This is a genomic window from Pseudomonas sp. P65(2024) (assembly GCF_057480955.1).
In genome coordinates, this window is the sequence record NZ_JBLIYX010000006.1 from 154237 (window position 1) to 174524 (window position 20288).

At 65.1% G+C, this 20288-nt stretch carries 26 protein-coding genes; 2 read left to right on the forward strand and 24 right to left on the reverse strand.

Features of this window, described 5'->3' with window-relative positions; translation table 11 throughout:
- Positions 1–112 precede the first annotated feature (112 nt).
- On the forward strand, positions 113–532 hold the full coding sequence (locus tag AC25MA_RS11425; protein ID WP_028690612.1) for a quorum-sensing-regulated virulence factor family protein: 420 nt from the start codon (positions 113–115) through the stop codon (positions 530–532).
- 1 nt (position 533) lies between these two features.
- Here AC25MA_RS11425 and AC25MA_RS11430 read toward each other — a convergent pair whose 3' ends face one another.
- A complete protein-coding gene (locus AC25MA_RS11430) occupies positions 534–740 on the reverse strand; it encodes a hypothetical protein (protein WP_028690613.1) in 207 nt (68 codons plus the stop codon).
- Between the two features lie 303 nt (positions 741–1043).
- On the opposite strand from AC25MA_RS11430, the gene AC25MA_RS11435 reads away from it, so the two are divergent.
- Positions 1044–2162, forward strand: coding sequence for an LOG family protein (locus AC25MA_RS11435; protein ID WP_028690614.1), 1119 nt, complete (start codon positions 1044–1046; stop codon positions 2160–2162).
- Between the two features lie 52 nt (positions 2163–2214).
- On the opposite strand, the gene recX is transcribed toward AC25MA_RS11435, so the two are convergent.
- From recX to AC25MA_RS11550, 23 genes are all read right to left on the reverse strand, one after another.
- Positions 2215–2685: a recombination regulator RecX gene (recX, locus tag AC25MA_RS11440; RefSeq protein ID WP_028690615.1), complete on the reverse strand. Its 471-nt coding sequence runs from the start codon at positions 2683–2685 to the stop codon at positions 2215–2217.
- A gap of 8 nt (positions 2686–2693) precedes the next feature.
- The gene (gene recA / locus AC25MA_RS11445; protein WP_028690616.1) at positions 2694–3770 is read right to left on the reverse strand and encodes a recombinase RecA; all 1077 of its coding nucleotides are present in this window, start codon (positions 3768–3770) and stop codon (positions 2694–2696) included.
- A 104-nt stretch (positions 3771–3874) separates the two neighbouring features.
- Positions 3875–4357 carry a CinA family protein gene (locus AC25MA_RS11450; RefSeq protein ID WP_028690617.1) on the reverse strand — a complete coding sequence of 161 codons (483 nt, stop codon included), beginning with the start codon at positions 4355–4357 and terminating at the stop codon, positions 3875–3877.
- A gap of 47 nt (positions 4358–4404) precedes the next feature.
- A complete protein-coding gene (locus AC25MA_RS11455; protein WP_182323120.1) occupies positions 4405–4965 on the reverse strand; it encodes a hypothetical protein in 561 nt (186 codons plus the stop codon).
- 2 nt (positions 4966–4967) lie between these two features.
- On the reverse strand, positions 4968–6302 hold the full coding sequence (locus AC25MA_RS11460) for a colicin-like pore-forming protein (RefSeq protein WP_486972032.1): 1335 nt from the start codon (positions 6300–6302) through the stop codon (positions 4968–4970).
- 86 nt (positions 6303–6388) lie between these two features.
- Positions 6389–6850, reverse strand: coding sequence for a lysis system i-spanin subunit Rz (locus tag AC25MA_RS11465; RefSeq protein ID WP_186596900.1), 462 nt, complete (start codon positions 6848–6850; stop codon positions 6389–6391).
- A 32-nt stretch (positions 6851–6882) separates the two neighbouring features.
- Positions 6883–7434 carry a glycoside hydrolase family 19 protein gene (locus AC25MA_RS11470; RefSeq protein ID WP_486972033.1) on the reverse strand — a complete coding sequence of 184 codons (552 nt, stop codon included), beginning with the start codon at positions 7432–7434 and terminating at the stop codon, positions 6883–6885.
- Complete coding sequence (locus AC25MA_RS11475; protein ID WP_486972034.1) at positions 7421–7630, reverse strand: Com family DNA-binding transcriptional regulator; 210 nt, start codon at positions 7628–7630, stop codon at positions 7421–7423. The genes AC25MA_RS11470 and AC25MA_RS11475 overlap by 14 nt, the downstream gene beginning before the upstream one ends.
- A gap of 207 nt (positions 7631–7837) precedes the next feature.
- Entirely contained in the window at positions 7838–8221 is a 384-nt protein-coding gene (locus tag AC25MA_RS11480; protein WP_028690620.1) for a phage tail assembly chaperone, read from the reverse strand.
- A 9-nt stretch (positions 8222–8230) separates the two neighbouring features.
- Positions 8231–9448, reverse strand: a complete 1218-nt coding sequence (locus AC25MA_RS11485; RefSeq protein ID WP_028690621.1) for a hypothetical protein — start codon at positions 9446–9448, stop codon at positions 8231–8233.
- 11 nt (positions 9449–9459) lie between these two features.
- Positions 9460–10059, reverse strand: a complete 600-nt coding sequence (locus tag AC25MA_RS11490) for a YmfQ family protein (RefSeq protein WP_069016697.1) — start codon at positions 10057–10059, stop codon at positions 9460–9462.
- Positions 10047–11087, reverse strand: coding sequence for a baseplate J/gp47 family protein (locus tag AC25MA_RS11495; protein WP_486972035.1), 1041 nt, complete (start codon positions 11085–11087; stop codon positions 10047–10049). Before AC25MA_RS11495 ends, AC25MA_RS11490 begins: the two co-directional genes overlap by 13 nt.
- Positions 11077–11475: a phage GP46 family protein gene (locus tag AC25MA_RS11500; RefSeq protein WP_028690624.1), complete on the reverse strand. Its 399-nt coding sequence runs from the start codon at positions 11473–11475 to the stop codon at positions 11077–11079. Before AC25MA_RS11500 ends, AC25MA_RS11495 begins: the two co-directional genes overlap by 11 nt.
- Positions 11472–11972, reverse strand: coding sequence for a phage baseplate assembly protein V (locus AC25MA_RS11505; protein ID WP_028690625.1), 501 nt, complete (start codon positions 11970–11972; stop codon positions 11472–11474). Before AC25MA_RS11505 ends, AC25MA_RS11500 begins: the two co-directional genes overlap by 4 nt.
- 24 nt (positions 11973–11996) lie before the next feature.
- The gene (locus AC25MA_RS11510; protein ID WP_028690626.1) at positions 11997–13052 is read right to left on the reverse strand and encodes a phage baseplate assembly protein; all 1056 of its coding nucleotides are present in this window, start codon (positions 13050–13052) and stop codon (positions 11997–11999) included.
- A 3-nt stretch (positions 13053–13055) separates the two neighbouring features.
- On the reverse strand, positions 13056–14357 hold the full coding sequence (locus AC25MA_RS11515) for a DNA circularization protein (protein WP_486972036.1): 1302 nt from the start codon (positions 14355–14357) through the stop codon (positions 13056–13058).
- Positions 14347–15981 (reverse strand): phage tail tape measure protein, encoded by a 1635-nt coding sequence (locus AC25MA_RS11520; RefSeq protein ID WP_486972037.1) that lies wholly within the window; start codon positions 15979–15981, stop codon positions 14347–14349. Before AC25MA_RS11520 ends, AC25MA_RS11515 begins: the two co-directional genes overlap by 11 nt.
- A 130-nt stretch (positions 15982–16111) precedes the next feature.
- The gene (locus tag AC25MA_RS11525; protein ID WP_028690629.1) at positions 16112–16408 is read right to left on the reverse strand and encodes a phage tail assembly protein; all 297 of its coding nucleotides are present in this window, start codon (positions 16406–16408) and stop codon (positions 16112–16114) included.
- Positions 16405–16752 carry a phage tail tube protein gene (locus tag AC25MA_RS11530; RefSeq protein WP_011535205.1) on the reverse strand — a complete coding sequence of 116 codons (348 nt, stop codon included), beginning with the start codon at positions 16750–16752 and terminating at the stop codon, positions 16405–16407. Before AC25MA_RS11530 ends, AC25MA_RS11525 begins: the two co-directional genes overlap by 4 nt.
- Before the next feature lie 63 nt (positions 16753–16815).
- Positions 16816–18312, reverse strand: coding sequence for a phage tail sheath subtilisin-like domain-containing protein (locus tag AC25MA_RS11535; protein ID WP_486972038.1), 1497 nt, complete (start codon positions 18310–18312; stop codon positions 16816–16818).
- Positions 18312–18494 (reverse strand): DUF2635 domain-containing protein, encoded by a 183-nt coding sequence (locus AC25MA_RS11540; RefSeq protein WP_028690631.1) that lies wholly within the window; start codon positions 18492–18494, stop codon positions 18312–18314. Before AC25MA_RS11540 ends, AC25MA_RS11535 begins: the two co-directional genes overlap by 1 nt.
- A complete protein-coding gene (locus tag AC25MA_RS11545; protein WP_028690632.1) occupies positions 18491–19078 on the reverse strand; it encodes a phage tail terminator protein in 588 nt (195 codons plus the stop codon). The genes AC25MA_RS11540 and AC25MA_RS11545 overlap by 4 nt, the downstream gene beginning before the upstream one ends.
- Before the next feature lie 173 nt (positions 19079–19251).
- Entirely contained in the window at positions 19252–20286 is a 1035-nt protein-coding gene (locus AC25MA_RS11550; RefSeq protein WP_028690633.1) for a phage late control D family protein, read from the reverse strand.
- Positions 20287–20288 lie beyond the last annotated feature (2 nt).

The window sequence follows — 20288 nt, forward strand, 5'->3', positions numbered from 1 at the left end:
GGCGCCGCTCCTTTATAATCGCAGGTCCTGGCGGCCTGGAAACCCTGTGGTTTCATGGAACGCCGCCCGTCGGCGCTGGTCAAAGCGCCAGTCATCGAACCAGGAGAGATCCATGCTGCGTCTTATCGTCCCGACCCTGAGCCTGCTGCTCGCCCTGCCCCTGGCCGCCCAGGCTGCGTCCAAGCAGGAATACGAGCTGAACCAGATGCTGCAGAAGGTCGCCAAGGAAAGCAGCGTCGGCACCCCGCGTGCCATCAACGAGGACATCCTCGACCAGGGCTACACCGTCGAAGGCAAGGCACTGGTTAATCACCTGAGCGTACGCCAGGAGCACGCCCAGCGCATGCAGGCCAATCCCGCGCAGGTTCGCAGCCAGCTGGGTGACAGCGTGTGCCGTAACAACGGCTACCGCCAGCTGATGTCCAAGGGTGCCGTAATGGTCTACCGCTTCACTGTCTACAAGACCAACCAGCCGGTCATGGACCAGGCCTTCGACGCCGCCAGCTGCGCGGCCGGCAACAAGAAGAAGTGATTCAAGCCAGCTGATCGCTGTTACTGGCGCGCCGCTGCTCATCATCGGCGCGCAACTCGGCCAGCAGGGCCTGCAAGTAGCGCGAATGCGCCTCGGCCCCTTGCAGCCGGCGCAGGCACTCCCCCTCAAGACTCAGGTGATGAGCCTTGGCCTCGTACTCGAGCAACTGCAACAGTTGCCTATCCACCTCGATCACCAGCCGGTGCATACCGTCACCTCGCTGTATCGCTTCACTGCCCCCAGTTAATCAAAGCCCTGTCGTCACTGGCTTTCGCCTGACCGGCGGTAGTGCGCGCCTGTGGCGGCACAAAGCCGCGCCAGCGTCTAGATTGATATCGAGTACCCATAACAACGACAACGCGATGGAATTGCCACTGCAACATGGCCTTGAAGGCCTACTGCAACGCTCGAGGGGCACACTCGAGCCACAGCAGCCAGCGACACACGCAGTGTCGCGGCCGGGACACGCCATCGACCCGGTCAGAGGTTTTGCTGCAGAAGGAGACGTTGAATGCCTTACCAATCGAACGAGCTGCTGTTCAACCATTTCAGGGACAACGGCATCGACCTGAGCAAGATCGACGAACAACTGCAACTGGTCGCGCCGAACAGTCCCAACCTGCCGCTGTACCGCGACATGCTGCTGACCGTACTGCGCATGGCCCACGACGACCGCAACCGCTGGAACGCCAAGATCACCCTGCAGGCCCTGCGCGAGCTCGACCACTCCTTCCGCACCCTCGAGCACTACAAGGGGCGGCGCAAAGTCACCGTATTCGGTTCGGCGCGCACACCAATGGAACACCCCATGTACGCCCTGGCCCGGGAGCTGGGCGCGACGCTGGCGCGTTCGGACCTGATGGTCATCACCGGCGCCGGTGGCGGCATCATGGCCGCCGCCCATGAAGGCGCCGGCACCGACCACAGCCTGGGCTTCAACATCACCCTGCCGTTCGAACAGCACGCAAATGCCACGGTCAATGGCACCGACAAGCTGCTGCCGTTCCATTTCTTCTTCATCCGCAAGCTGTTCTTCGTCAAGGAAGCCGACGCGCTGGTGCTCTGCCCCGGCGGCTTCGGCACCCTCGACGAGGCGCTGGAGGTGCTGACGCTGATCCAGACCGGCAAGAGCCCGTTGGTGCCGGTGGTGCTGCTCGACTCGCCCGGCGGCAGTTTCTGGCAGGACGCCCTGGCCTTCATCAGCCGCCAGCTCGAAGAGAACCGCTATATCCTACCCAGCGACCTCAAGCTGGTGCGCCTGGTGCACAGCGCCGACGAGGCGGTCGAGGAGATCAACCAGTTCTACAGCAACTACCACTCCAGCCGCTGGCTGAAGAGCCAGTTCGTGATCCGCATGCACCACCCCTTGAGCGAGGCGGCCCTGCATGATGTGGAAGAAGGCTTCGCCGACCTGCGCCTGAGCGGCAGGTACCACCAGCAACCGGACAGCGGCGCCGAACACGAGGAAGGCAACTTCAGCCACCTGACGCGCCTGACCTTTGCCTTCAACGGCCGCGACCAGGGCCGCCTGCGCGAACTGGTCGACTTCATCAATCTGCCGGAGAACTGGGCCAAACCCCAGCCGATGCACACCACCCAGCGCGCCCGGGAAGCCTTGCGGGTCAGCTGAACGCAAAATGCCCTGTACGGCTGACACGCATGGGTGTCAGCCGTACAGGGCATCAATAATCGTCGAGATCACGACCGCTGAGCAGCCGGCCGATCATGTCCATGGGGAAACCACGGTAGGCGAGAAAACGCGTCTGCTGCGCCCGGCTGCGTGGATCTTGCGGGCGTTGCCCGGCGAACTTGCGCTGCCAGACATCACGCAGTTGCGTCGCCCAGTCCACTTCGCTGTCGCGCAGGGCCTGGTCGATATCGCCACGGTTCAAGCCGCGTTGGCCAAGCTCCTCGCGAATTCGCGCGGGGCCGTAGCCGGCACTGGACCGGTAGCGGATGAAGCTTTCCAGATAGCGGGCCTCACTGAGCAGCCCTTCTTCGGCCAGCCGATCGAGCGCAGGCTCGATCAGCTCGTCCGGTGCGCCACGCTGACGCAGCTTGCGCGTCAGCTCGACGCGACCATGCTCGCGGCGAGCGAGCAGGTCCATGGCTGTCCGCCGAACGGCGACGGGGGTGTCGAGTACGACGGACATGGGGCCAATCAATAACCGGCGTCGGCGTCAGCCAGGTCGTCGGCATCGGCTTCGGCTGCACCGGCCTTGGCGGCAGCTGCTGCAGCGGCGGCGGCACCCGCGGTCAGCAGCTTGTCGCGAATTTGCTTCTCGATCTCGCTGCCAATGGCCGGGTTCTCTTGCAGGTACTTGGCGGCGTTGGCCTTGCCTTGACCGATTTTGTTGCCCTGGTAGCTGTACCAGGCACCGGATTTTTCCACCAGGCCTTGGGACACACCCAGGTCGATGATCTCGCCGTTGCGGTAGATGCCCTTGCCGTAGAGGATCTGGAACTCGGCCTGACGGAACGGTGGCGAAACCTTGTTCTTGACGATCTTGACGCGGGTTTCGCTACCGACCACTTCGTCGCCTTCCTTGACCGCGCCGGTACGGCGGATGTCCAGGCGCACCGAGGCGTAGAACTTCAAGGCGTTACCACCGGTGGTGGTTTCCGGGCTGCCGAACATCACGCCGATCTTCATACGGATCTGGTTGATGAAGATGACCAGGCAGTTGGCGTTCTTGATGTTACCGGTGATCTTGCGCAGGGCCTGGGACATCAGGCGGGCCTGCAGGCCGACGTGCATGTCGCCCATCTCGCCTTCGATCTCGGCCTTCGGCACCAGGGCGGCCACGGAGTCGACGATGATCACATCGACGGCGTTGGAGCGCACCAGCATGTCGGTGATTTCCAGGGCCTGTTCGCCGGTGTCCGGCTGCGAGACCAGCAGGTCGTCGACGTTGACGCCCAGCTTGCCGGCGTACTCAGGGTCGAGGGCGTGCTCGGCGTCGACGAAGGCGCAGGTGGCGCCGTTCTTCTGGGCTTCGGCGATGACCGACAGGGTCAGCGTGGTTTTACCCGAGGATTCCGGGCCGTAGATCTCGACGATACGGCCTTTCGGCAGGCCGCCGATGCCCAGGGCGATGTCCAGGCCCAGGGAACCGGTGGAAATGGCAGGGATGGCCTGGCGCTCGTGGTCGCCCATGCGCATGACCGCGCCCTTGCCGAATTGGCGTTCGATTTGACCCAGGGCCGCAGCCAAGGCGCGCTTCTTGTTGTCGTCCATTGAAATCCTCACGTGTTCGACGTGGCCCTGACGGCCGGAATAACTGTATAAGTAGCCAGTATTATTCCACAGCGATTCGTTTCCGCAAACCCCCGTCGGGCGATTTACTCCGCACCAAGCTGTAACAAGCCGTCTAACGCGGCGATCACCGTCTGTCGGCGCACCGCTTCGCGGTCGCCGTCGAAGTGCCGGCGCTCGCTGCTCACGTGGGTTCCGTCAGCCCAGGCCAGCCACACCGTGCCCACCGGCTTGGCCGGCGAACCGCCGTCTGGCCCGGCCACGCCACTGACCGCCACCGCAAAGCGCGCTCCGCTGGCGGCCTGGGCGCCCCGCACCATGGCCTCGACCACTTCCTGGCTGACCGCCCCCACCTGGGCGAACAACGCCTCGGGGACGCCCAACTGGCGGGTTTTCTGGGCATTGGAATAGGTGACATAGCCGGCCTCGAACCAGGCCGAGCTGCCGGGGATGCGGGTGATCGCCTCGGCGATGCCGCCGCCGGTGCAGGATTCGGCGGTGCTCACCTGGGCGTTGAAGCGCCGCAGGTGTTCGCCCAGGCGGGTGGAGAGTACGGTGATCGGGTCCATGGCGGCTCCTCGTTTGCGACCGCCATACCCTACCATTCAAGCCAGGCTCAGTCCTGGCTTGCCTTACGCCGATAGGCCAGGCGCAGCAATGGGTAATGCACCAGCACGACATAGCTGAAGACGAACGCGAATTCGAGCGCAAGCAACATCATGCTGGCAAAAAAGGGATACAAACCAGGGTGATTGCCCACCCAGCGAAACTTCGCACGATGGTGGGCGAAATCTGTGTAGCCGAAGTAGTTCTGGGCAAGTAGCACCCCAACCACCACCACCCAACCGACATGGAAAAATAACTGGCGGCGCAATGACAGCACCGGCAGTAGCTCCAAGGGACGTAGATGATGGCGGCATACCAGCAGCGCCAGGCCGATTGAACACAACGGTGCGGCGATCGCTACATAGTTGGCGACCGCCTTGGACATCAGCGCAAAATTGGACGACCAGACACCCACCTGCCCCAGCAGATGCTGGTCAAGCAGGCGATCCAAGACCAAGGCTTGCTCCTGACTCAGCGTCGGCACCCAACAGGCTAGCAGGAACACCGGCACCAGGCTCGAGACCGTGATCAGATACAACGGCCAGTGACTGGCCGTGTGTTTCGCATTCAACGTCACAACTCCTTGCACAGACAGGTTGCGAGGCACCGAGAGCAACATTGTGCGCGCTCGGTGCAAAGGTATCTGGGTGCTACTACGCCCGTGACCCACTGATTGATCTGGTCGACCTTCTCGGTATCGAAGTATGAGCTGGCAGCACCGATGAAGACGGCCGCCAAAACGGTTCCCGCCACTGCGCCAGCGGGGACGGAAACCAGAAAGCCCAGGGCGATGCCAGCCATGGCGCCCGCCAGACTGCCCGCCACCTTGCCGACGACAGCACTTTCCAGTTCCAGAAGAAAGGGTTTCCAGTCACCGGTCTTGAAACCGCTCACTGCCGAGTCAACCAGCCCGGCAGCCTGAATGACGCCACCGGTCACACCGAAGGCCTTGCCCAAACGCAGCATGTTATCGCCAAGCGTGGCCTTGTCCAGCGCCTCAAGTGCCTGGGCAACCGCCACCGAGTCCTTGGCGTTCAGCCGCAAGCCGGGGTTTTGCGACAGCTTTTCGAAAGCCTTCAAGGCCTCCTGGTAGCTGCCTATGCGCTTGCCCGCGATGCCCTTCTGCATGTCGTTGGCGGCCTGCGCCACCTGGTTGCCAAAGCGATTGGCGATTTCCTTGCCAATATCACTGGCGTAGGTGGCCGCTTCCTTGTAGGACTCTTTCTCCAGCGCATCGCGGCGCGCCTTCTCCAGGGCATCGAGCTTTTCGCGCAACTGCTCCTGCGCCTTCAAGTCGACATACAACGCCAGGGCTGCGGTATAAAGCGAAAGCTCGACATCCAGTGCCGCCGGCACATCGTAATCGTCCAGCTTGCGCAGTTCGTCGATCACTTCCTTGATGCTGCGGTCATCGAAACGACCGCCCTGCTCCGTGGCCAGTCGCCCACGGTTGAATGCGATCTGCTGGTCGCGAGTAGCCATCATCGACTTGATGATCCCAATGGAGCGCTCGGCTTTCTTCGAGTCCGGCAGCGCCGCAGTGCTACCCGCGGCGGCTTCGGCCGCAGCCAACTCGGCATTGAGGCTGGCCGGCAGGTTGCGCTCCTTTCTGAGGTAGCTGTCACTCAGTTCATTACGCATCTCGACGATCTGATAGGGCAACATGCCCCACATATCGACGCCCAGGTCATAGTAGGCATCCGGGCTTGGCCAACCCTGCCCCTCCAACACCGCTTCAAGCACTGTGCCGTTCATCAGCGCGGCAACGTTGAGTGCATGGTGGGAGGGTTCACCATTGACACCCAAAGGGATAGTGATGCCTCCCGTTGAACTTCCACCGCGTCCCCCTCCACCTGAGGAACCCGAAGGGGGAATGCCACGGTCCACGATGATGTTCTTTTCGCCCATTCTCTACTCCTTGAATTGGCTTGCTTGAAAAATGGCCGGCCCCACGAAAGTGAGGCCGGCCATGGAAAAAAGATAAGAAATGCAGATCAGTGCGACAGTGCACGCACATAAGCCTGGCACGCCCGCAGGGCGATCAGTCCACGGTCGCCTTCGTCGGTGATGGCGACAATTCGTCGAGCATGCGCCGGGTCAAGTCGGGCGCGTACGGGGCCATGATCCACGCCGCTGGCGCCGGCGGCGGCAGGCACTGGGGCACAGGCGGTGTCGCGCTCGACCAGGACCGACAGGCGCAGATCGGCAGTAGCAAGGCGGTCACGCAGGCGAGCCTGAGTCTGTTGGGCATTGGTCAGCTCCTGGAAATGCTTCGTTTCACTGTCATGCAGGCGTTGTTCGAGGTCCTGGCGCTGATCGCGTTCGGCGAGCAGCAGGCCGTGCAGCGCTTCGGCCTGGTCAAGGCGCTGCTGCACCAGCGCCTGTTCCTGCTCGGCCAGCTGACGTCCGAGGCGCCAGCCCTGCAGCTGCCAGGCCAGTGCCGCGGACAACGCCATCAGCCCGAGGCACAGCGCCAGTTGCAGGCGGCTCAGCACAGCACCTCCCGCGCCCGCGCCCACAGTTCGAGGCGTTCCGACAAGCCGTTCAGGCCGCCGTTGATATGCCGGGTAATGCGGTTGAATTCCCCCTGGTCGGCCAGGGCGTTGAGCCCGCGCGAGTGCCAGAACCAGGCCGCCGATTCGCAGGCCCAGCGCGGCTGCTCGAGCATCTGCGGTTGCGCCAGCAGGCGTTCGTCGCCGAACAGCGCACGGCTGCAGGCCTGGTAGTTGTTGCGTCCGGTCACCTGGATCAGGCCACGGCCGCAATAGCGCTGGCCATCGCCGTCGGCTTCGGGCGTATTGCCCAGGCGCAAGGCCAGGCTGCCGGTGTCGTAGCGGGCCAGATAGCGGTCGCCGCCCAGTTCCTTGACGTAGCGCAACTGACCGGACTCATGGCCGACCTGGGCCAGGAACGCGGCAATGCGTTTGGGGTGGTCGATCTCCCAGTTGGCCATGGCCGTGTTCAGCGCCGGCAGGAAGGCGGCGACGCGTTGGCCGGCGAGCGGGTAGATCTGCTTGAATTGCTGTTCAGTGAGCGGCATCGGTGCATTCTCCATTGCGGTCTGATCGAAAGGCGGCCGGTGCCGCCTGTGGCTCGCTCATGGGCGATGGCTCGAAGCGCGCGGCTTTCACGTGATTGAGGGTGCGGCAAAGACCGCACTTGATCTGGAGCTCGGAGGCGGGGGTGACGCGGGCCAGCAGCTTGTGGCACTGGCCGCAGCGCAAGTCGTGGAACATATGCGAGGTCCTGGTGGTGTCAGCGCCAGGACGACCCGGCGAAAGTAATGCCTTGCCTGCTCCCGACTATAGAAAGCGCACACGCTCAAGTGCACCGGGAAAAGCTCATCAGGCATCCGTCAGTTCCGGGCGACAGCAGGAAGTCTTCGGTGTGGACAGTAGAACATCCACGATAGGGCAACCTTGATTGCCCATACTCGATAGACGTCATTGCTCAAGCAGCTGCACTGCCAACCACTGCGGTTCTACAGGACGCTGTGAGCGGTCCGGGTAAGCCATCGATTGCGGCCAGTCACGCAGTGCTTGCAGGTAGTCCAGCAACGCCTTGTGCATATCCTCCGTCAAGGTCGTGCCCTCCTCGCGCGCCTGCTCATCGATATGGCGCTCCCGTAACCATCGCACCCGAGCGATCTGGGCATCACGCCAATGCCTTTCGTTCGACGCGCCGTCAGGCTTTTCGACAGGTGATGGCGTGTTGCCTGCCGCCAGCCACGCTTCGTATTCGTCCCAGAATCGGTGACCACACGGAACGGTCGCACCATCTTCAAGTCGCAGCACCAGATTGGGATTTTCGGTCAGTTGGTAAGCCATGATTGATCCTCAGAGTTCGGCATCGGCCGTCGCATGGATGTAGTAGGCCTGCGAAGGGACCGCGACATCCGAGTTGTAGACATGGGTTCCACGGGTACCGGCATAGAGCACCGCGGCATTACCCGAGGAAATGGCATCGCTGCCTGAGCGCCACTGGCCTGCCGTGCCTCCAAACGGGGAATACAGGGCGACACTGGGCACTGCGCGCTTCTCGACCTTGAAGGACCATTGCGCATAGGGCTGCGACGCCGAATTGGCCTGCCCGGCATAGACCCACGACACCAGCATGCCGCCAGTCCATCCCTGGTTGTGACCTGGCCTAGCGCTCAGTTCGAAGGTCTTCTCGTAGTAGCGCTGGCACAGCGCGAGTTCTTGCATCGCACTGCGTTGCTCGAACGGTGTCTCGACCGGCCCCTCCTCCAGTTGTACCTGGGCAAGATCGAACATCTGCAGGGCATTCAACGGCAGGTTCCACTCGACCCGCAGGTAGTCGTTGCCATTGCTGCCCATTAACTTGCCGGCGATGGAAGGCAGCTGCACAGCAACGATGTATTTCTGCCAGACGGTGGTGATGTTTAACTGACCGGCCCCCACGCTGACACCTGCCGAAGGCGACCCTCCCGATCCGAACGTCTGCCTGAAGCTGACAGAAATGTTTCGAGGCGCATCACTTCTGGCCCAGAAACTCAGCGTTGCCTTCTTGCCGGCGAGCGTACCCACCGACTCCACGGCTTGGCTGATCAGGTGCTGGGTACTGCCGGTGCCGGCGATCGTCTGGTGCCAGCGCAAGAAAAACCTTGGTTCGTTGGGCACTTCGGTCTGGCCCGGCGTGAAGCCCTGACGAGAGATGACCACTCCTGCGTTGCCGTCCCAGTCACAGCGGAAACGGTCGGCCACGTATCCGCCAATATTGGTTGCAGGATTCAAGGTCCCGCGCTGCCAGAAATCGAAGTTGCCGTTGATGATCAGGTTCCTGCGATACACCTGGACTGGAAACTTCTGCATCGGGTCCAGTTTGGCCAACTGCCTGATCGCCAGGACCAGCTGATCATTGCGGTTCTCCGTCGGAACGATACCGGCGGCATAGATCGCGTTGACCAGTTCCTCGGTCACCGCATTACCCCAACTCGCCGGAATCAGCGACCCCGGCATCCCCGTCGCGGGGTTTTCATCAACGAACTTGCCGTTCACCAGCCCGACGCTGGGAACACTTTTCGGATAATCCACGTTGCTCTCCTCTAGTCGTAGTTGATCCGCACCTGCGTGTGCGCCGGTGCGCTGCGCCGTATCAGGCACTCCAGGGCATTACCCGGGTTGACGCCGAAGCGCTCGCCGAAATAGCTGGCGCCGAAGCGCCGCCCCAGGCGCTGCCGCCCGCCAGTGTTCAAGGTCCACATGAACTGCGCCTGCCAGGTGCCGAAGTAGTCCCGGCCAAAGCGCACACGGCCGAAGCGCGGTGCCCTGTGCTCGGTGACGGCGGGCGACGGATAGCCCTGGCCCTGGGCCAGCTCCAGGTAATAGGCGATATGCTGACCGCCCACTGCCAGCAAGCGCTGGCGCACGGCCAGGCGGCGATCCTCGAACGCCGCCGAAGACCCAAGGCAGGCATCGGGCAACTGCATGACCCGCTCCCAGTCAGACACCAGCTCGCTAAAGGTTGCCGGGTCCATCTCGAACTGAAGGTCGCGGATGCGCCTGTCCAGACCCGCCAGCTCCTCAGCAGTGCCGGCCAACACCTGATCCAGCTCCGGCACCCGCTCCGGGTCCCAGGCCGGGCCGTCAGGCAACAGCGCACGCAGTTGCTGGTGATAGTCAGCGGCGTTTCTCAGTCCAGCCATTGGCAACCTCCATACACCAGCAACTGGTTGAGCTGCGCCGACACATCGCTGCTCGGCCAGTCGAGGCGATGGTCGCGCTCCCCGGTGGCACCGCTTATGGCCTCGCGGATGTGGCTGAGCAGCAGCGGTTCGCCCAGTTCGGCCTCGCGCTTGTGCAGGTCGGCCAACTGCGCCTCGACCGCGGCGCGCACGGCGCTGCTGTCGGGGGTCAGGCGCAGGCGGTAGGTCACCGCGATGGGCGTCGGCGCCAGCACATGCACTTCGGCGGTGACCGGTCGCAGCGGCTCGATGTAGGCCTTAACCGCAGCCAGTTGACTGGCGTCCGGCAAGGGCTCGGCATCCTCGTCGCACATCACGAACACGCCCACGGTACCCGGCCCCAGGTAATTGCGCCGACACCAGGCGCGGGTCACGCCAGGGAACTCCAGCGCCCAGGTCACGTAGTCGTCGGCAGAACCACCATGGGGGATCACCCGATACGAGCGGATCACCCGAGCCCGCAAGGCCTCGAGGCTCTCGACCGCCACCCCGCCGCGCACGCCCGGCGCCAGCACGGTGAAGGGCCCGCCGACACCGGCTACGGGCTGTACCGAGAACAGCGCCAACCCCGCCTCGGCATTGCCGACGGTGCCGGGATCGAGGGCCTCGACCGCAACTTGATTGACACCCGCCACCAGCACCGGCGTTTCGCTGACGCGATAGCTGCGTCCATCATCGCTCTGCAGCAATGTGTCGGGCTCCAGGCGCGCGCCAGCGATGGCATTGAAGGCCACCCTGCCAGTGGCGCGCTGGGCGGCCTTGCGCGGTTGCTTCAGGCGCAGCGTCGCCATGCGCTCGAGAGTGTCCTCGTCGGCGCTGTCCGGGAGGATCTGCTCGGCGATCCAGTCCATGTAGCCGTATAGGCCATAGGCGGCACCGCTGATGGCCCGGGCCAGCACCTGGGCATCGGCCCGGCGTAGCGGCACGCGGCCCAGGTCGTTCTGGGTGCGGTCGATCAGTTGCGCCAGGTTTGGCGTTTCAAAGGGCATAGTTCACCTGCCAGCTGTCTCCCAGGTTGATCTCCAGGCGCTCGCCGTCAGCGAGCACCAATGTGGTGTGCAAGGCCAGGCGCTGCAGGCCGCGACGTTCGCCGCGCACCTCGATCGCGCGGCAGTGGCCGTCGTCGACCAGCCAGTGCAAGGCCTCGCGGGCATAGAACTCGGCGTCGCGGCGGGTCTGCTCGGTCAGCTTGACCCGTTGCAGCAGCCACAGCCGCGAACCGATACGGTCATCGGCCACGTTCGGGTAGCTGTCGCCCCACCAGCCGTGACGCTGCTCGTCGTCGAGCGGGTCGTCCGGCGCCGCCCGGCGCCAACTGAACAGGCTGATCAGTACGGCGCGCTCCAGGCCCGTCCGGGTCATGGCAGTCAGGCTCATGCCGGCCTCCCGGTCTGGCCGTTGCCGCCCTGCACGCCGCCATGCACGTGCTGGACCTGACTGATGCCGGCGGCCACCTGATCGCCCTTGGAGACGATGCGGCCACTGTGGCTGAGCAGCGGCGAATCGATGTTCACCGCCGTGCTGGCGCGGATGTTCAGGGTCGCGGTGTCGATATCGATGATCCGCCCGCGCTTGAAATGCAGGCGGTCGCCTTCGTCGGTGTACAGCGCCACCTCACCTGGGGCCAAGGCCTGCAGTCGGTAACGACGGTCGCTCAGGGTCAGGACCACGCCGTGGGAGCGGTCGCCACCAATGAAGGCAACCACCCCCTCGGCGCCAGGATGGGGATGGCTGGTGAGGCCGTAAGGCTCGAGGTGCTCCAGGTCGTCCTGCAGCTCCCCCGCCAGCAGGCGCATCTGCAGGCGTTGCAACTTGCCGGCGGAATGGGCGAGCACTAGGCTGCCGCGCGCCAGCATGCGCGTTAATAGATTCATGGGGATGTGCTCTGTCGGGACCGATCAGCCGGCTGCGGCCTCGGGCCGCTGCGGATCGGTCGGGTTGAGTTCGAACTTGGCCGGCGGTGCTACCTCGAGGGTGGTCAGCGAGCCATTGGCATCGAGGTCGTAGGTGACCTTGGCGATCAGCATCCAGCGCTGGAGTCCAATAATCGGGTCGACGACCCACACCAGGGTGTTCTGCCGCCACAGCTCGCCGTTGGACTGCCGCCAGCCCTGCACCTTGTAGGTCGCCTGCCAGGTCTGTGCCTCGCGGCTGCGGGCTTCCCAGTCGACGCGGTGCTGGGCGTCGGTCTCGCTCATCGCACGGCTTTCGTTGATCAGCAGCACCCGTCGGCGCACCGCTGGGTCGAAGGCCGTGGCCTGAACCTCGCAGGCCTTGCGCGCTTCCTCGCCATCCTTGCCCTTGCGCTGGGCGCATACACGGTATTCGGCGAAACGCTTCTGCTGGCTGAGCGCGGCGCCGCCTGATAGCACGTTGCGGCCCACCTCAAGGGCATCGCAGGCTTGCCCACCGCTGCCCGGACGAATCAGTACCAGCCGTCCTTCGGCGTCGTCGGTGGAATAGGCTGTCTGCACGGTCAGCAGGCGATCCAGTGATTGGAACACCGTCTCGCCCGGTTGGATGGCGTGATGAGCGATCGGCTTGAGTGATCCCAGTTCACTGCGCACACGCACGCCGTAGGGAGCGGCTAGCGCCTGGGCGATCTGCTCCAGGCGCTGTTGGCGCCATTGGCCCGGCTGGTTGATCGCCGAGCACTCGACCAGATCAACGGTCAGCGACTCACCCTGCACCGTCAAGCCTGTCTGCTGGTGGGCATGGTTGATCGGTGTGGCCGAGACCCAGCCGGTCAACACCAGGTCGGACCCGATGCGCAACTCGCAGCGGTCGCCCGCCATGATGCGCACCGCCGCGCCCTGCCCCGGCCATTGCCAGGTGATGCCGAGCTTGAAGCTACGCGCCTGCTGCTCGAAGCCGGCGCTGATGCTGACGCTGGTCCAGCCGCCGTAGTCCAGGCCGTTGACGCTGAGGGTCACGGCATTGCGAGGATCGCCCATGGTTCAGTCCCTCGCCATCTGCAACGGCTGCGACGGCACGAAGCCTGGGTGACGCACCCGATTGCGCTGGACGATCTCGCCGGCCCGGGTGGCGTCAGCGAAACGCCGATAGGCCAGCACCAGCGCCGGCAGCGGCTGCTCGGGCCGCACCGTGACCAGACTTACGCCCGAGGCCGCCACGGCGTCCAGGTGCGCATCCAGTTGCCGACGCAGGTCGCTCAAGGCCTGGTAGTCGACCGCGTCGGCCTTGAGCGCGGCCTGCCAGATCACCTCGTCGAGCAGCTCGCGCAAGGCCCGCACATCGTCGGCCACCGGCACCTGAGCGCGCTCGACCGGTCGCACGCGCTGCACGGCCAGCGGCGGCGTCTCGCGCAGGGATTCGCTGCGCGGGCTCACCGGCATGCGCGCCAACAGCAACGCCAGTTGCACAAGTATCGCCGCCTGTAGCAAATCGCCCAAAGCCTGGGCGGTGAGCTGGGTATCCTTGCCGCCACCCGGCGGCGGAGTGTCTAGCGCGGCCGCCGCTTCGGCCTGTTGCGTGGCGCTGGCCAGCACGCCGCGATAACCACGACCCAGCGCCTGGTTCAAGGCGGCAGCTGGGCTGCCCGGCGCATCGGAGGAGGCACCGCCGAAGCTGCCCAGGCTGCCTTGCAGGTCGCTGAAATAGTTACCTAGCAACGCGCCCAGTACCCCTGGCGCATTGACCAGCGAATCCACCAGCGCGCCGAGGCTGCCGAGCGTCACCAGCAGCGGCTTGAGCTGCTGGTTGACCAGGTTGTAGAAACCGGAAAGGCGATTGCGCAGGGCCTGCAGGTTGACCCGCGCCCGATCGACCTGGGTCATGGCCGCCTGAAACCGCGCCAAGGCGACTTCAAGCAACGACTGCGAGGCCTGCTCCAGCTGGCGCCGGGTGTTGACCTGGGCACTCGGGTAGGTGAGCGGCGTATTCGGGTGAAACTTCATGACCAGGCTGGCCATCCCGCCCGCCTTGCGCTCATGGCTCAGGGTGCATTCGCCCACTTTGACCTGCAACCGCCCCAACCAGGGGTGCAGCAATTCGCCGCTACCCTTGGCCAGCGCGGCGAGCAGGCGGTCACGTTGGGCGAAGCAGTCCGCGCCGACGATGAAGCCGGTCAGCTCGTGCACCTGGGCCTGGCGGCCAAGACTCTCGAAGTACGCCTGATCGCGCTGCGGGTATTCGTGCAATGCACCCTTGCGCCCCACCGGCACGCTGGCCTTTTCGACCCAGAACTTGACCCCAGCGAAGCTCGCCGGCAGCAGGCTCTCGGTCCAGTCACGATTCATAGGTACCTCCTTGCGACAGGGAACGCACGCCCACGTTGGAGCGGATGTTCAGCCCGGGTTGATTGCTCTGGCTGGTGACCAGCGCTAGGCCGGGGGGCGGGTTCTCGAAACGCAGCAGCAGGCTGCCGTCGAGGTATGTCCGCCGGGCTTCGGCGGTCTGCTGCACCAGTCCGCTGCCACCTTCGCCAGCCAGCGGACTGCTGAGAGGTGTAGCGCCGACGGGCGCTGCTACGGGCTGCTGGTCGCCTCCCGGCTTGCCGAAAGTATCGAAGACGGCGGAAAACGCGCCGCTGAAGAACGCCCGGATCGGCTCGACAATCGGTGCAAGCTTCGCCCACCAGTCGCCCAGCCAGGCCGCCACCGGAGTCCATTGCTGCAGCCATTCCAGTGGAGAGCCGGTGAACAGATTGGCCAGCGCATCCTGAATCGGCGCCATGCCCTCCAGCAACTGGCCCCACAGTTCGCCGAAGAAACCGCTGACCGTCCCCCAGGCCGTGCTCAGCACCGCTAGAGGCGACCATTCGAATAGCCCGGCGATTGTCGACCAACCTTGCGCCAGCACACCGAGGGCCTGGCCCGCCAGATCACCCAGCCAGCCAACGATGGCGCCCCAGTTGTCGTACAGCAGCACCAGTGGATTCCAGGCCAGCACGGCCTGCAGCCCCTGCCAAGCCAGCGCGAACGCCCACTGTACCCGGCCTGCGAGATCGGCGAACCAGCCCGCGACACTCCCCCAGTTGTTGTACAGCAGTGCCACCGGGCTCCAGGCCAGCACCGCCTTGAGCATGCCCCAGGCGCTTTGCAGGCCCGTCAGGGTCGACGCCCAGAGTTCGCTGAAGAAACCGCTCAGCGCGCTCCAGCCACTCTGCAGCGTCGCCATTGGGTCCCATTGCAAAAGCGCCTCGAACGCCGCCCCCATAGCCTGGAAAACCGCGCCGACACGCTCGCCGACTGCCGCGAAGAAGCCCGAGATCGGCTCCCAGTACGCCACGATCAGCCCCACCGCCAGGGCCACGGCGGAGACCACCAGGCCGATGGGCGTGGCATTGAATGCCAGCAGCGCCAAAGTTGCCGCTACTCGCAGGCCGGTGAAGGCTGCCGCTGCAGCGGCAACGCCCTCGACCAGTTGCGGGTGGGCCACGATCAGGCTGGCCACGCCCTGGATCAGCGGTTTCAAAGCCTGGGCCACCGCCGTGAAGGCCGGCAGCAACGCCAGGCCGAAGGCCAGGGTCACGCCCTTGATCGCCCCTTGCAGCTGCTCGAGGCTTTCCTGGCCTTGCCGCACGCCAGCCTCGGGCAGCATTTGCGCCAGCGCGTCCCGTTGCAGACCGGTGTTCTCCAACGGGTCATCCTTGACCGGCCCGAGTTGCAGGTCGTGCATGTGCTGCTCGAACGCCAGGGCAGCCTTGATGCCACTGACGAACGGTGCCGCAAGGCCCTCCCCCTTGAGCAAGGCGCCAATGTCCAGCTCGCCGAGCTTGCTCTTCTCCAGGGCATCGGAAAGCCCCTCGACCTTGGGTGTCTGGGCCACCACCTGGCTGACCTGCTGGTTGACCTGCACCAGGTTGACCGCCAGGCGCCGGGCGTCGAGCACCAGCGAATTGAGCTGTAGTTGATCTGCCATCATGGTACCTGCTGCATCGCATTGATCCGTTGCGCGTGCTCCAGGGATTCCCGCAGCACGTCCAGGGGCCTGGCCAGAATCCGTTCGGGGTCCACCCGCCAGAACCAGGCCAGGTCGTAGGCGATGGCGATCAGAGCGCCGATGCTGGTGACGCCGCACTCATGAAAAAACCGGCGACGACCCAGCTGGCGGTGTTGAGGTCGGCCAGGTCCATCTGGTTGACCGACGACGGCGGAATGCCGGCACAGACGGCGATGTACTTGGCCGCCACATCCATGTCCAGGCTGACCTCCTCGCTCTTGTCGATGCGGTACGGCAGCGCCTTGATGGCGCGCACTTCCTGCACCGTCGGCCGGCGCAGGGCCAGCTCCTGGAGCACTTCGCCGTGAGCCTCCAGCGGCACGCTGAGCTTGAGTACCTGGGTCATTGCCAGCTCCCCTTGATGCCATCGAACTCCAGAGCCACTTCGGCGTCGTCGCCCTTGCTCACCGGCTCGCCCACCAGGTAGGCACCGGCCAGCACATAGACGCGGCCGTTGCTGAACTCGCAGGTGATGGTCATATCGGTACCGTTGACCAGCTTCTTCAGCGGGAAGTCAGGTGTATGCAGCGCGGTGACCTTCAGCGACGGGCGTCGCTCCTCTTCCTTGTAGTACCCAGGCACCAGAGTGGTGCGGTTCACTTCCATCAGTGGTGCCTCGCAGCCGCCCTTGATGGTCAGTTGGGCACCGTCGACCTTGACGTAGCAGGTGCCCGCAATTTTCTGCCCCATGGCATCTCTCCATAAAAACGGGCCCGCTCAGGGCGGGCCGGGTTGGGTGGTGGTGGACGCGGCTCAGGCGGCGTCTTCGTACTGCAGGCGGAACTGGTTGAGCAGCGCGAACACGCGCAGGCCATTGACGTAATCCGGCGGGAACAGCACGTTGACCCGGCTCGGGTCGGTGCTCGAACGCTCCACCACCAGGTGCTCGGCGAACAGCTCGGCGTTTTCCACCTGCCCTTCCTGTTCGAGCCTGGCGTACTGGGCGATCAACTCGCCACGCAGGGTGCTCGGGGTGACGATCGGCTGGCCGGCGCCGAAGCGGGTGCCGTCGCTGGCCAGCTTGTGACGGCCGTACTTGCTGGTGATCACGCCCTGCAGGCGGCGGATGATGAAGGCCGACTGATGCAGGGTCTCGCTGTCCAGATAGGAGTTGTCCGGCTGACCGTAGGCATTCTTCTGGTAGGTGGTGATCGCCCGCTGGATGCGCAGCGAGCCACCTTCGTAGTACGCCGTGGCGATGCCGTAGCTGAGCAGCGACTGGCGCTCGCTCAAGCTGAAGCGCTCGCTGGCCTGCGCCGGCTCCAGGCCTGGCAGGGTGCCGCTCTGGGTCGGGCGGCTGGCGTCGGCACTGATGAACGCCGCCGAGCGTGCGGCAAAACTGGCCGCGTGCAACCAAACCGGTTGCGGCGCGCCGCGCTCGACCGCCAGTAGGCTGGCGTGCTGGTCGTTGCGCAGTTGGCCGGCGGCCACCAGGGTACCGACGGTGCCCCGCTTGGCGCCATAGACATGGCCATACAACTGACGGCTCCAGGACCAACGACCGGCGCTGTCGTCCATTGCCAGTTTCCAGGCATCCAGGCTGGCGCTGTCGGACCACGGCAGGCAGATAAACTCGAAGGGCTCGTCACCCACTGCTGCCAGGGCCTGGACCTGATCTGGCACGCCGGCGCCGCCGGCGAATACGGTGACGGTCAACACCAGGCCGGCCGGGGTCTGCTCGCCGTTGCTCAGGCCAAGACGGTTGAGCTGCAGGGCGATGTCGTTACCGCTGTCTCCGGTCCACTTGCAGCTCAGGCTCAGCACGCCGGCGCTGGCCAAGGCGGTCACCGGTAGATCGGGGCTGGCGTTGATCTTCAGCGCCAGGGCGCTGGCCACCTGGGCGGCGGTGCTGCCCAGGAGCACACCGGCCTGGATCCGAACGCCGCCCACGTAGAGGTTGACCAGTCCCGCCTCGGTGGCACTGCCTTCGACCTTGACCTCGGCCTTGGCCACCGCACCTTCGCTGTTGCGCAGCGGCAGGCACCAGATCTCGCCCAGCGGGTCGGCCTTGCGCCAGGTCTCGTACATGGCCGCCAGCATCGAACCCTGGCCGCCGATCTGCTTGGCCACCGCCAGGCTTGGTACAAGTACTAACTTGCCGGCCTGCTCGGCGCCGACGTTATCGTTGACCTGGGCGACGATGAGCCGACGCAGGTTGGAAGAGGCACTGTTGGCCACCGAGTTGTCCATCTCGGCGTAGAACAGCGGAACACGGATGTCCGCGGGGATGTTGCTGAATCCGACCGACATTATTTCGCTCCCTGAGATTTGACCGCCTCGGCGGCCTTGAGGATCACATCGCCATCCGCCAGGCGGCGGCGCCACCAGACGGTGTCCGGCACATCGCGGCCCTCGGCGGGCAGCAGGTCGCCGGATTGCGGATCCGGCACCGCCCGGCCAGTGGCCGGGATCACGGTGATGCGTGCTGTCATGGGTTGAAGGTTCCTTGGAAAGTCATTTCGATGCGCCCGTCGGGGCCTGGCTGACGCAGGTTCGGGTCCGCCGGATCGATGGCGTCGACCCGTACGGTGACGCCGGACAACGGCGGCAGCTGGTCGAGCTGGCGTTCATGCCAGGTCTCGGCGGGCTCGCTGGCCCGACTGCGGCCGAGCTGCAGCGGGGCGATGAAACGATGGCGATACAGCACACGGCGCGTGTCGCAGCGCAGCAATTCGCCACCGGCGTATTCCACCGGCTCGCGGCCGGGGGCGGGTCTCCAACCGACCAGCGCCAACCACAGCTCGGCGCGCAGGTTGTCGAGCCGTTCGAGGGCCGAGGCGGTTCCCTGCGCGCTGCTGTCGAGCAGCAACAGCACCTCGAAGCGCTCGCGCAGGTTCTGCCGCGTGGCGTTCTGCAGGTCGTTGCGGTCGGCCTCTTCGCCAGTCAGCAGCAGGCAGGCGGTCGGCTGGGGTTTTGGTGCGAGGTTGTCGATCGCCGCCAGGTCGAGGCCGACCACGGCGGTGTCGCCCAAGCTTGGGCAAAGCGCCAGTTGGGCGCTGAGTAGACTGGGTTTCATGGAGGCTCCGGATTCGGATGGGCTGCGCAACAAGACTCAGGCGCAGCATCGGAGCGGGCTTGGCCCGCGACGCCGTCGTCGCGGTGCATGGCACCAGACTTGCCGGTGTTCGGGGGGCAAGCCCGCTGCTACGCTCAACGCGTCATGCCTTGCCCGCACCAGTGAAAGGCGCGCTAGGCTTTCACCGCGCCTGCTCGGCGCGGTGCCGGCCCCTTGACCTTGGCCTTGCCTTGCTTGCCACCATTGCACTGCACCGTGGTGCGCCAACCGCTGCTGGTGAACACCTGCTCGACCGACTCCACCAGGTAGGGTCCGTCGAGCCCGGCGAGAAAGCCGCTGATCTCGATGCCGCGCTCGGCGAACAGGTCGGTGCGCCCGGGCATGTCCAGGCGCACGCTGGCGGTGTCGCGGTTGAAGCTGGCCAGCCGGGCGCGGGCTGCCTGCTCCGCCGCCGCGCGGTTGGGGTACAGGTGGCGGTCGGTGTAGACCGGCTGCAGGCCGTCCGGCGCATCGTCATTGACCAGTTCCACCGCCTGCAGGCGCCCGCTGGCGCTGTCCTGGTGGCGGGTCCTGACGGCCTTGTGGGTACTCTTGTCAGCCAGGCGAAACTGCCACTGGCTGACCTCGTTGCGGGCAATGCCGATCACCCCTAGGGGCTTGCCGCTGGCACTCTGACCGCCCTGGCGCGGCAGCACCAGCAGCTGACCGTTGGCGAGCTTGGCGGTGCAGTCGTGCAGGCGCGCCAGGCGGGTGATGAAGTTGAAGTCCGACTCGCTGTACTGGTCGACCCGCGGCACCTGCACGGCCACCGGGCACACCGCCTGCCAGCCATTGCGGGCACCGATCTCGGCGACGATGCGCTGCAGCGTCGCGTTCTCCCAGCTGCCGCTGCGGATGGTCTTGCCGCTGCCACGCAGGTCGCTGGCCTTGCCGCGGATCACCAGGGTGTCCGGCGGTCCGGACAGCTCGACCTCGTCCACGGTGTAGCGGCCCAGGCGGTTCAATGGCTGCCCGGCGTAACCCAGGTGCACTTCGAGCATTGCGCCCCTGGCTGGCAAGGCCAGGACGCCGTCCCGCGCATCGAGGCGCAGTTCGAACTCATCGGACTCCAGGCCCGGCTTGTCGGTGGTGCGCAGCAGCAGCAAACGGTCGTTGATCAGGGTGGTAATATCGTTGCCATCGGCGGTGATACGAAATTGGGGTTGCACGA

Excerpts from the sequence above, each read along its gene's own strand:
- AC25MA_RS11425 (WP_028690612.1), top strand. The coding sequence starts at position 113 with ATGCTGCGTCTTATCGTCCCGACCCTGAGCCTGCTGCTCGCCCTGCCC.
- AC25MA_RS11430 (WP_028690613.1), bottom strand. The coding sequence starts at position 740 with ATGCACCGGCTGGTGATCGAGGTGGATAGGCAACTGTTGCAGTTGCTC.
- AC25MA_RS11435 (WP_028690614.1), top strand. The coding sequence starts at position 1,044 with ATGCCTTACCAATCGAACGAGCTGCTGTTCAACCATTTCAGGGACAAC.
- recX (WP_028690615.1), bottom strand. The coding sequence starts at position 2,685 with ATGTCCGTCGTACTCGACACCCCCGTCGCCGTTCGGCGGACAGCCATG.
- recA (WP_028690616.1), bottom strand. The coding sequence starts at position 3,770 with ATGGACGACAACAAGAAGCGCGCCTTGGCTGCGGCCCTGGGTCAAATC.
- AC25MA_RS11450 (WP_028690617.1), bottom strand. The coding sequence starts at position 4,357 with ATGGACCCGATCACCGTACTCTCCACCCGCCTGGGCGAACACCTGCGG.
- AC25MA_RS11460 (WP_486972032.1), bottom strand. The coding sequence starts at position 6,302 with ATGGGCGAAAAGAACATCATCGTGGACCGTGGCATTCCCCCTTCGGGT.
- AC25MA_RS11465 (WP_186596900.1), bottom strand. The coding sequence starts at position 6,850 with ATGGCGTTGTCCGCGGCACTGGCCTGGCAGCTGCAGGGCTGGCGCCTC.
- AC25MA_RS11470 (WP_486972033.1), bottom strand. The coding sequence starts at position 7,434 with ATGCCGCTCACTGAACAGCAATTCAAGCAGATCTACCCGCTCGCCGGC.
- AC25MA_RS11475 (WP_486972034.1), bottom strand. The coding sequence starts at position 7,630 with ATGTTCCACGACTTGCGCTGCGGCCAGTGCCACAAGCTGCTGGCCCGC.
- AC25MA_RS11480 (WP_028690620.1), bottom strand. The coding sequence starts at position 8,221 with ATGGCTTACCAACTGACCGAAAATCCCAATCTGGTGCTGCGACTTGAA.
- AC25MA_RS11490 (WP_069016697.1), bottom strand. The coding sequence starts at position 10,059 with ATGGCTGGACTGAGAAACGCCGCTGACTATCACCAGCAACTGCGTGCG.
- AC25MA_RS11495 (WP_486972035.1), bottom strand. The coding sequence starts at position 11,087 with ATGCCCTTTGAAACGCCAAACCTGGCGCAACTGATCGACCGCACCCAG.
- AC25MA_RS11500 (WP_028690624.1), bottom strand. The coding sequence starts at position 11,475 with ATGAGCCTGACTGCCATGACCCGGACGGGCCTGGAGCGCGCCGTACTG.
- AC25MA_RS11505 (WP_028690625.1), bottom strand. The coding sequence starts at position 11,972 with ATGAATCTATTAACGCGCATGCTGGCGCGCGGCAGCCTAGTGCTCGCC.
- AC25MA_RS11510 (WP_028690626.1), bottom strand. The coding sequence starts at position 13,052 with ATGGGCGATCCTCGCAATGCCGTGACCCTCAGCGTCAACGGCCTGGAC.
- AC25MA_RS11515 (WP_486972036.1), bottom strand. The coding sequence starts at position 14,357 with ATGAATCGTGACTGGACCGAGAGCCTGCTGCCGGCGAGCTTCGCTGGG.
- AC25MA_RS11520 (WP_486972037.1), bottom strand. The coding sequence starts at position 15,981 with ATGGCAGATCAACTACAGCTCAATTCGCTGGTGCTCGACGCCCGGCGC.
- AC25MA_RS11525 (WP_028690629.1), bottom strand. The coding sequence starts at position 16,408 with ATGACCCAGGTACTCAAGCTCAGCGTGCCGCTGGAGGCTCACGGCGAA.
- AC25MA_RS11530 (WP_011535205.1), bottom strand. The coding sequence starts at position 16,752 with ATGGGGCAGAAAATTGCGGGCACCTGCTACGTCAAGGTCGACGGTGCC.
- AC25MA_RS11535 (WP_486972038.1), bottom strand. The coding sequence starts at position 18,312 with ATGTCGGTCGGATTCAGCAACATCCCCGCGGACATCCGTGTTCCGCTG.
- AC25MA_RS11540 (WP_028690631.1), bottom strand. The coding sequence starts at position 18,494 with ATGACAGCACGCATCACCGTGATCCCGGCCACTGGCCGGGCGGTGCCG.
- AC25MA_RS11545 (WP_028690632.1), bottom strand. The coding sequence starts at position 19,078 with ATGAAACCCAGTCTACTCAGCGCCCAACTGGCGCTTTGCCCAAGCTTG.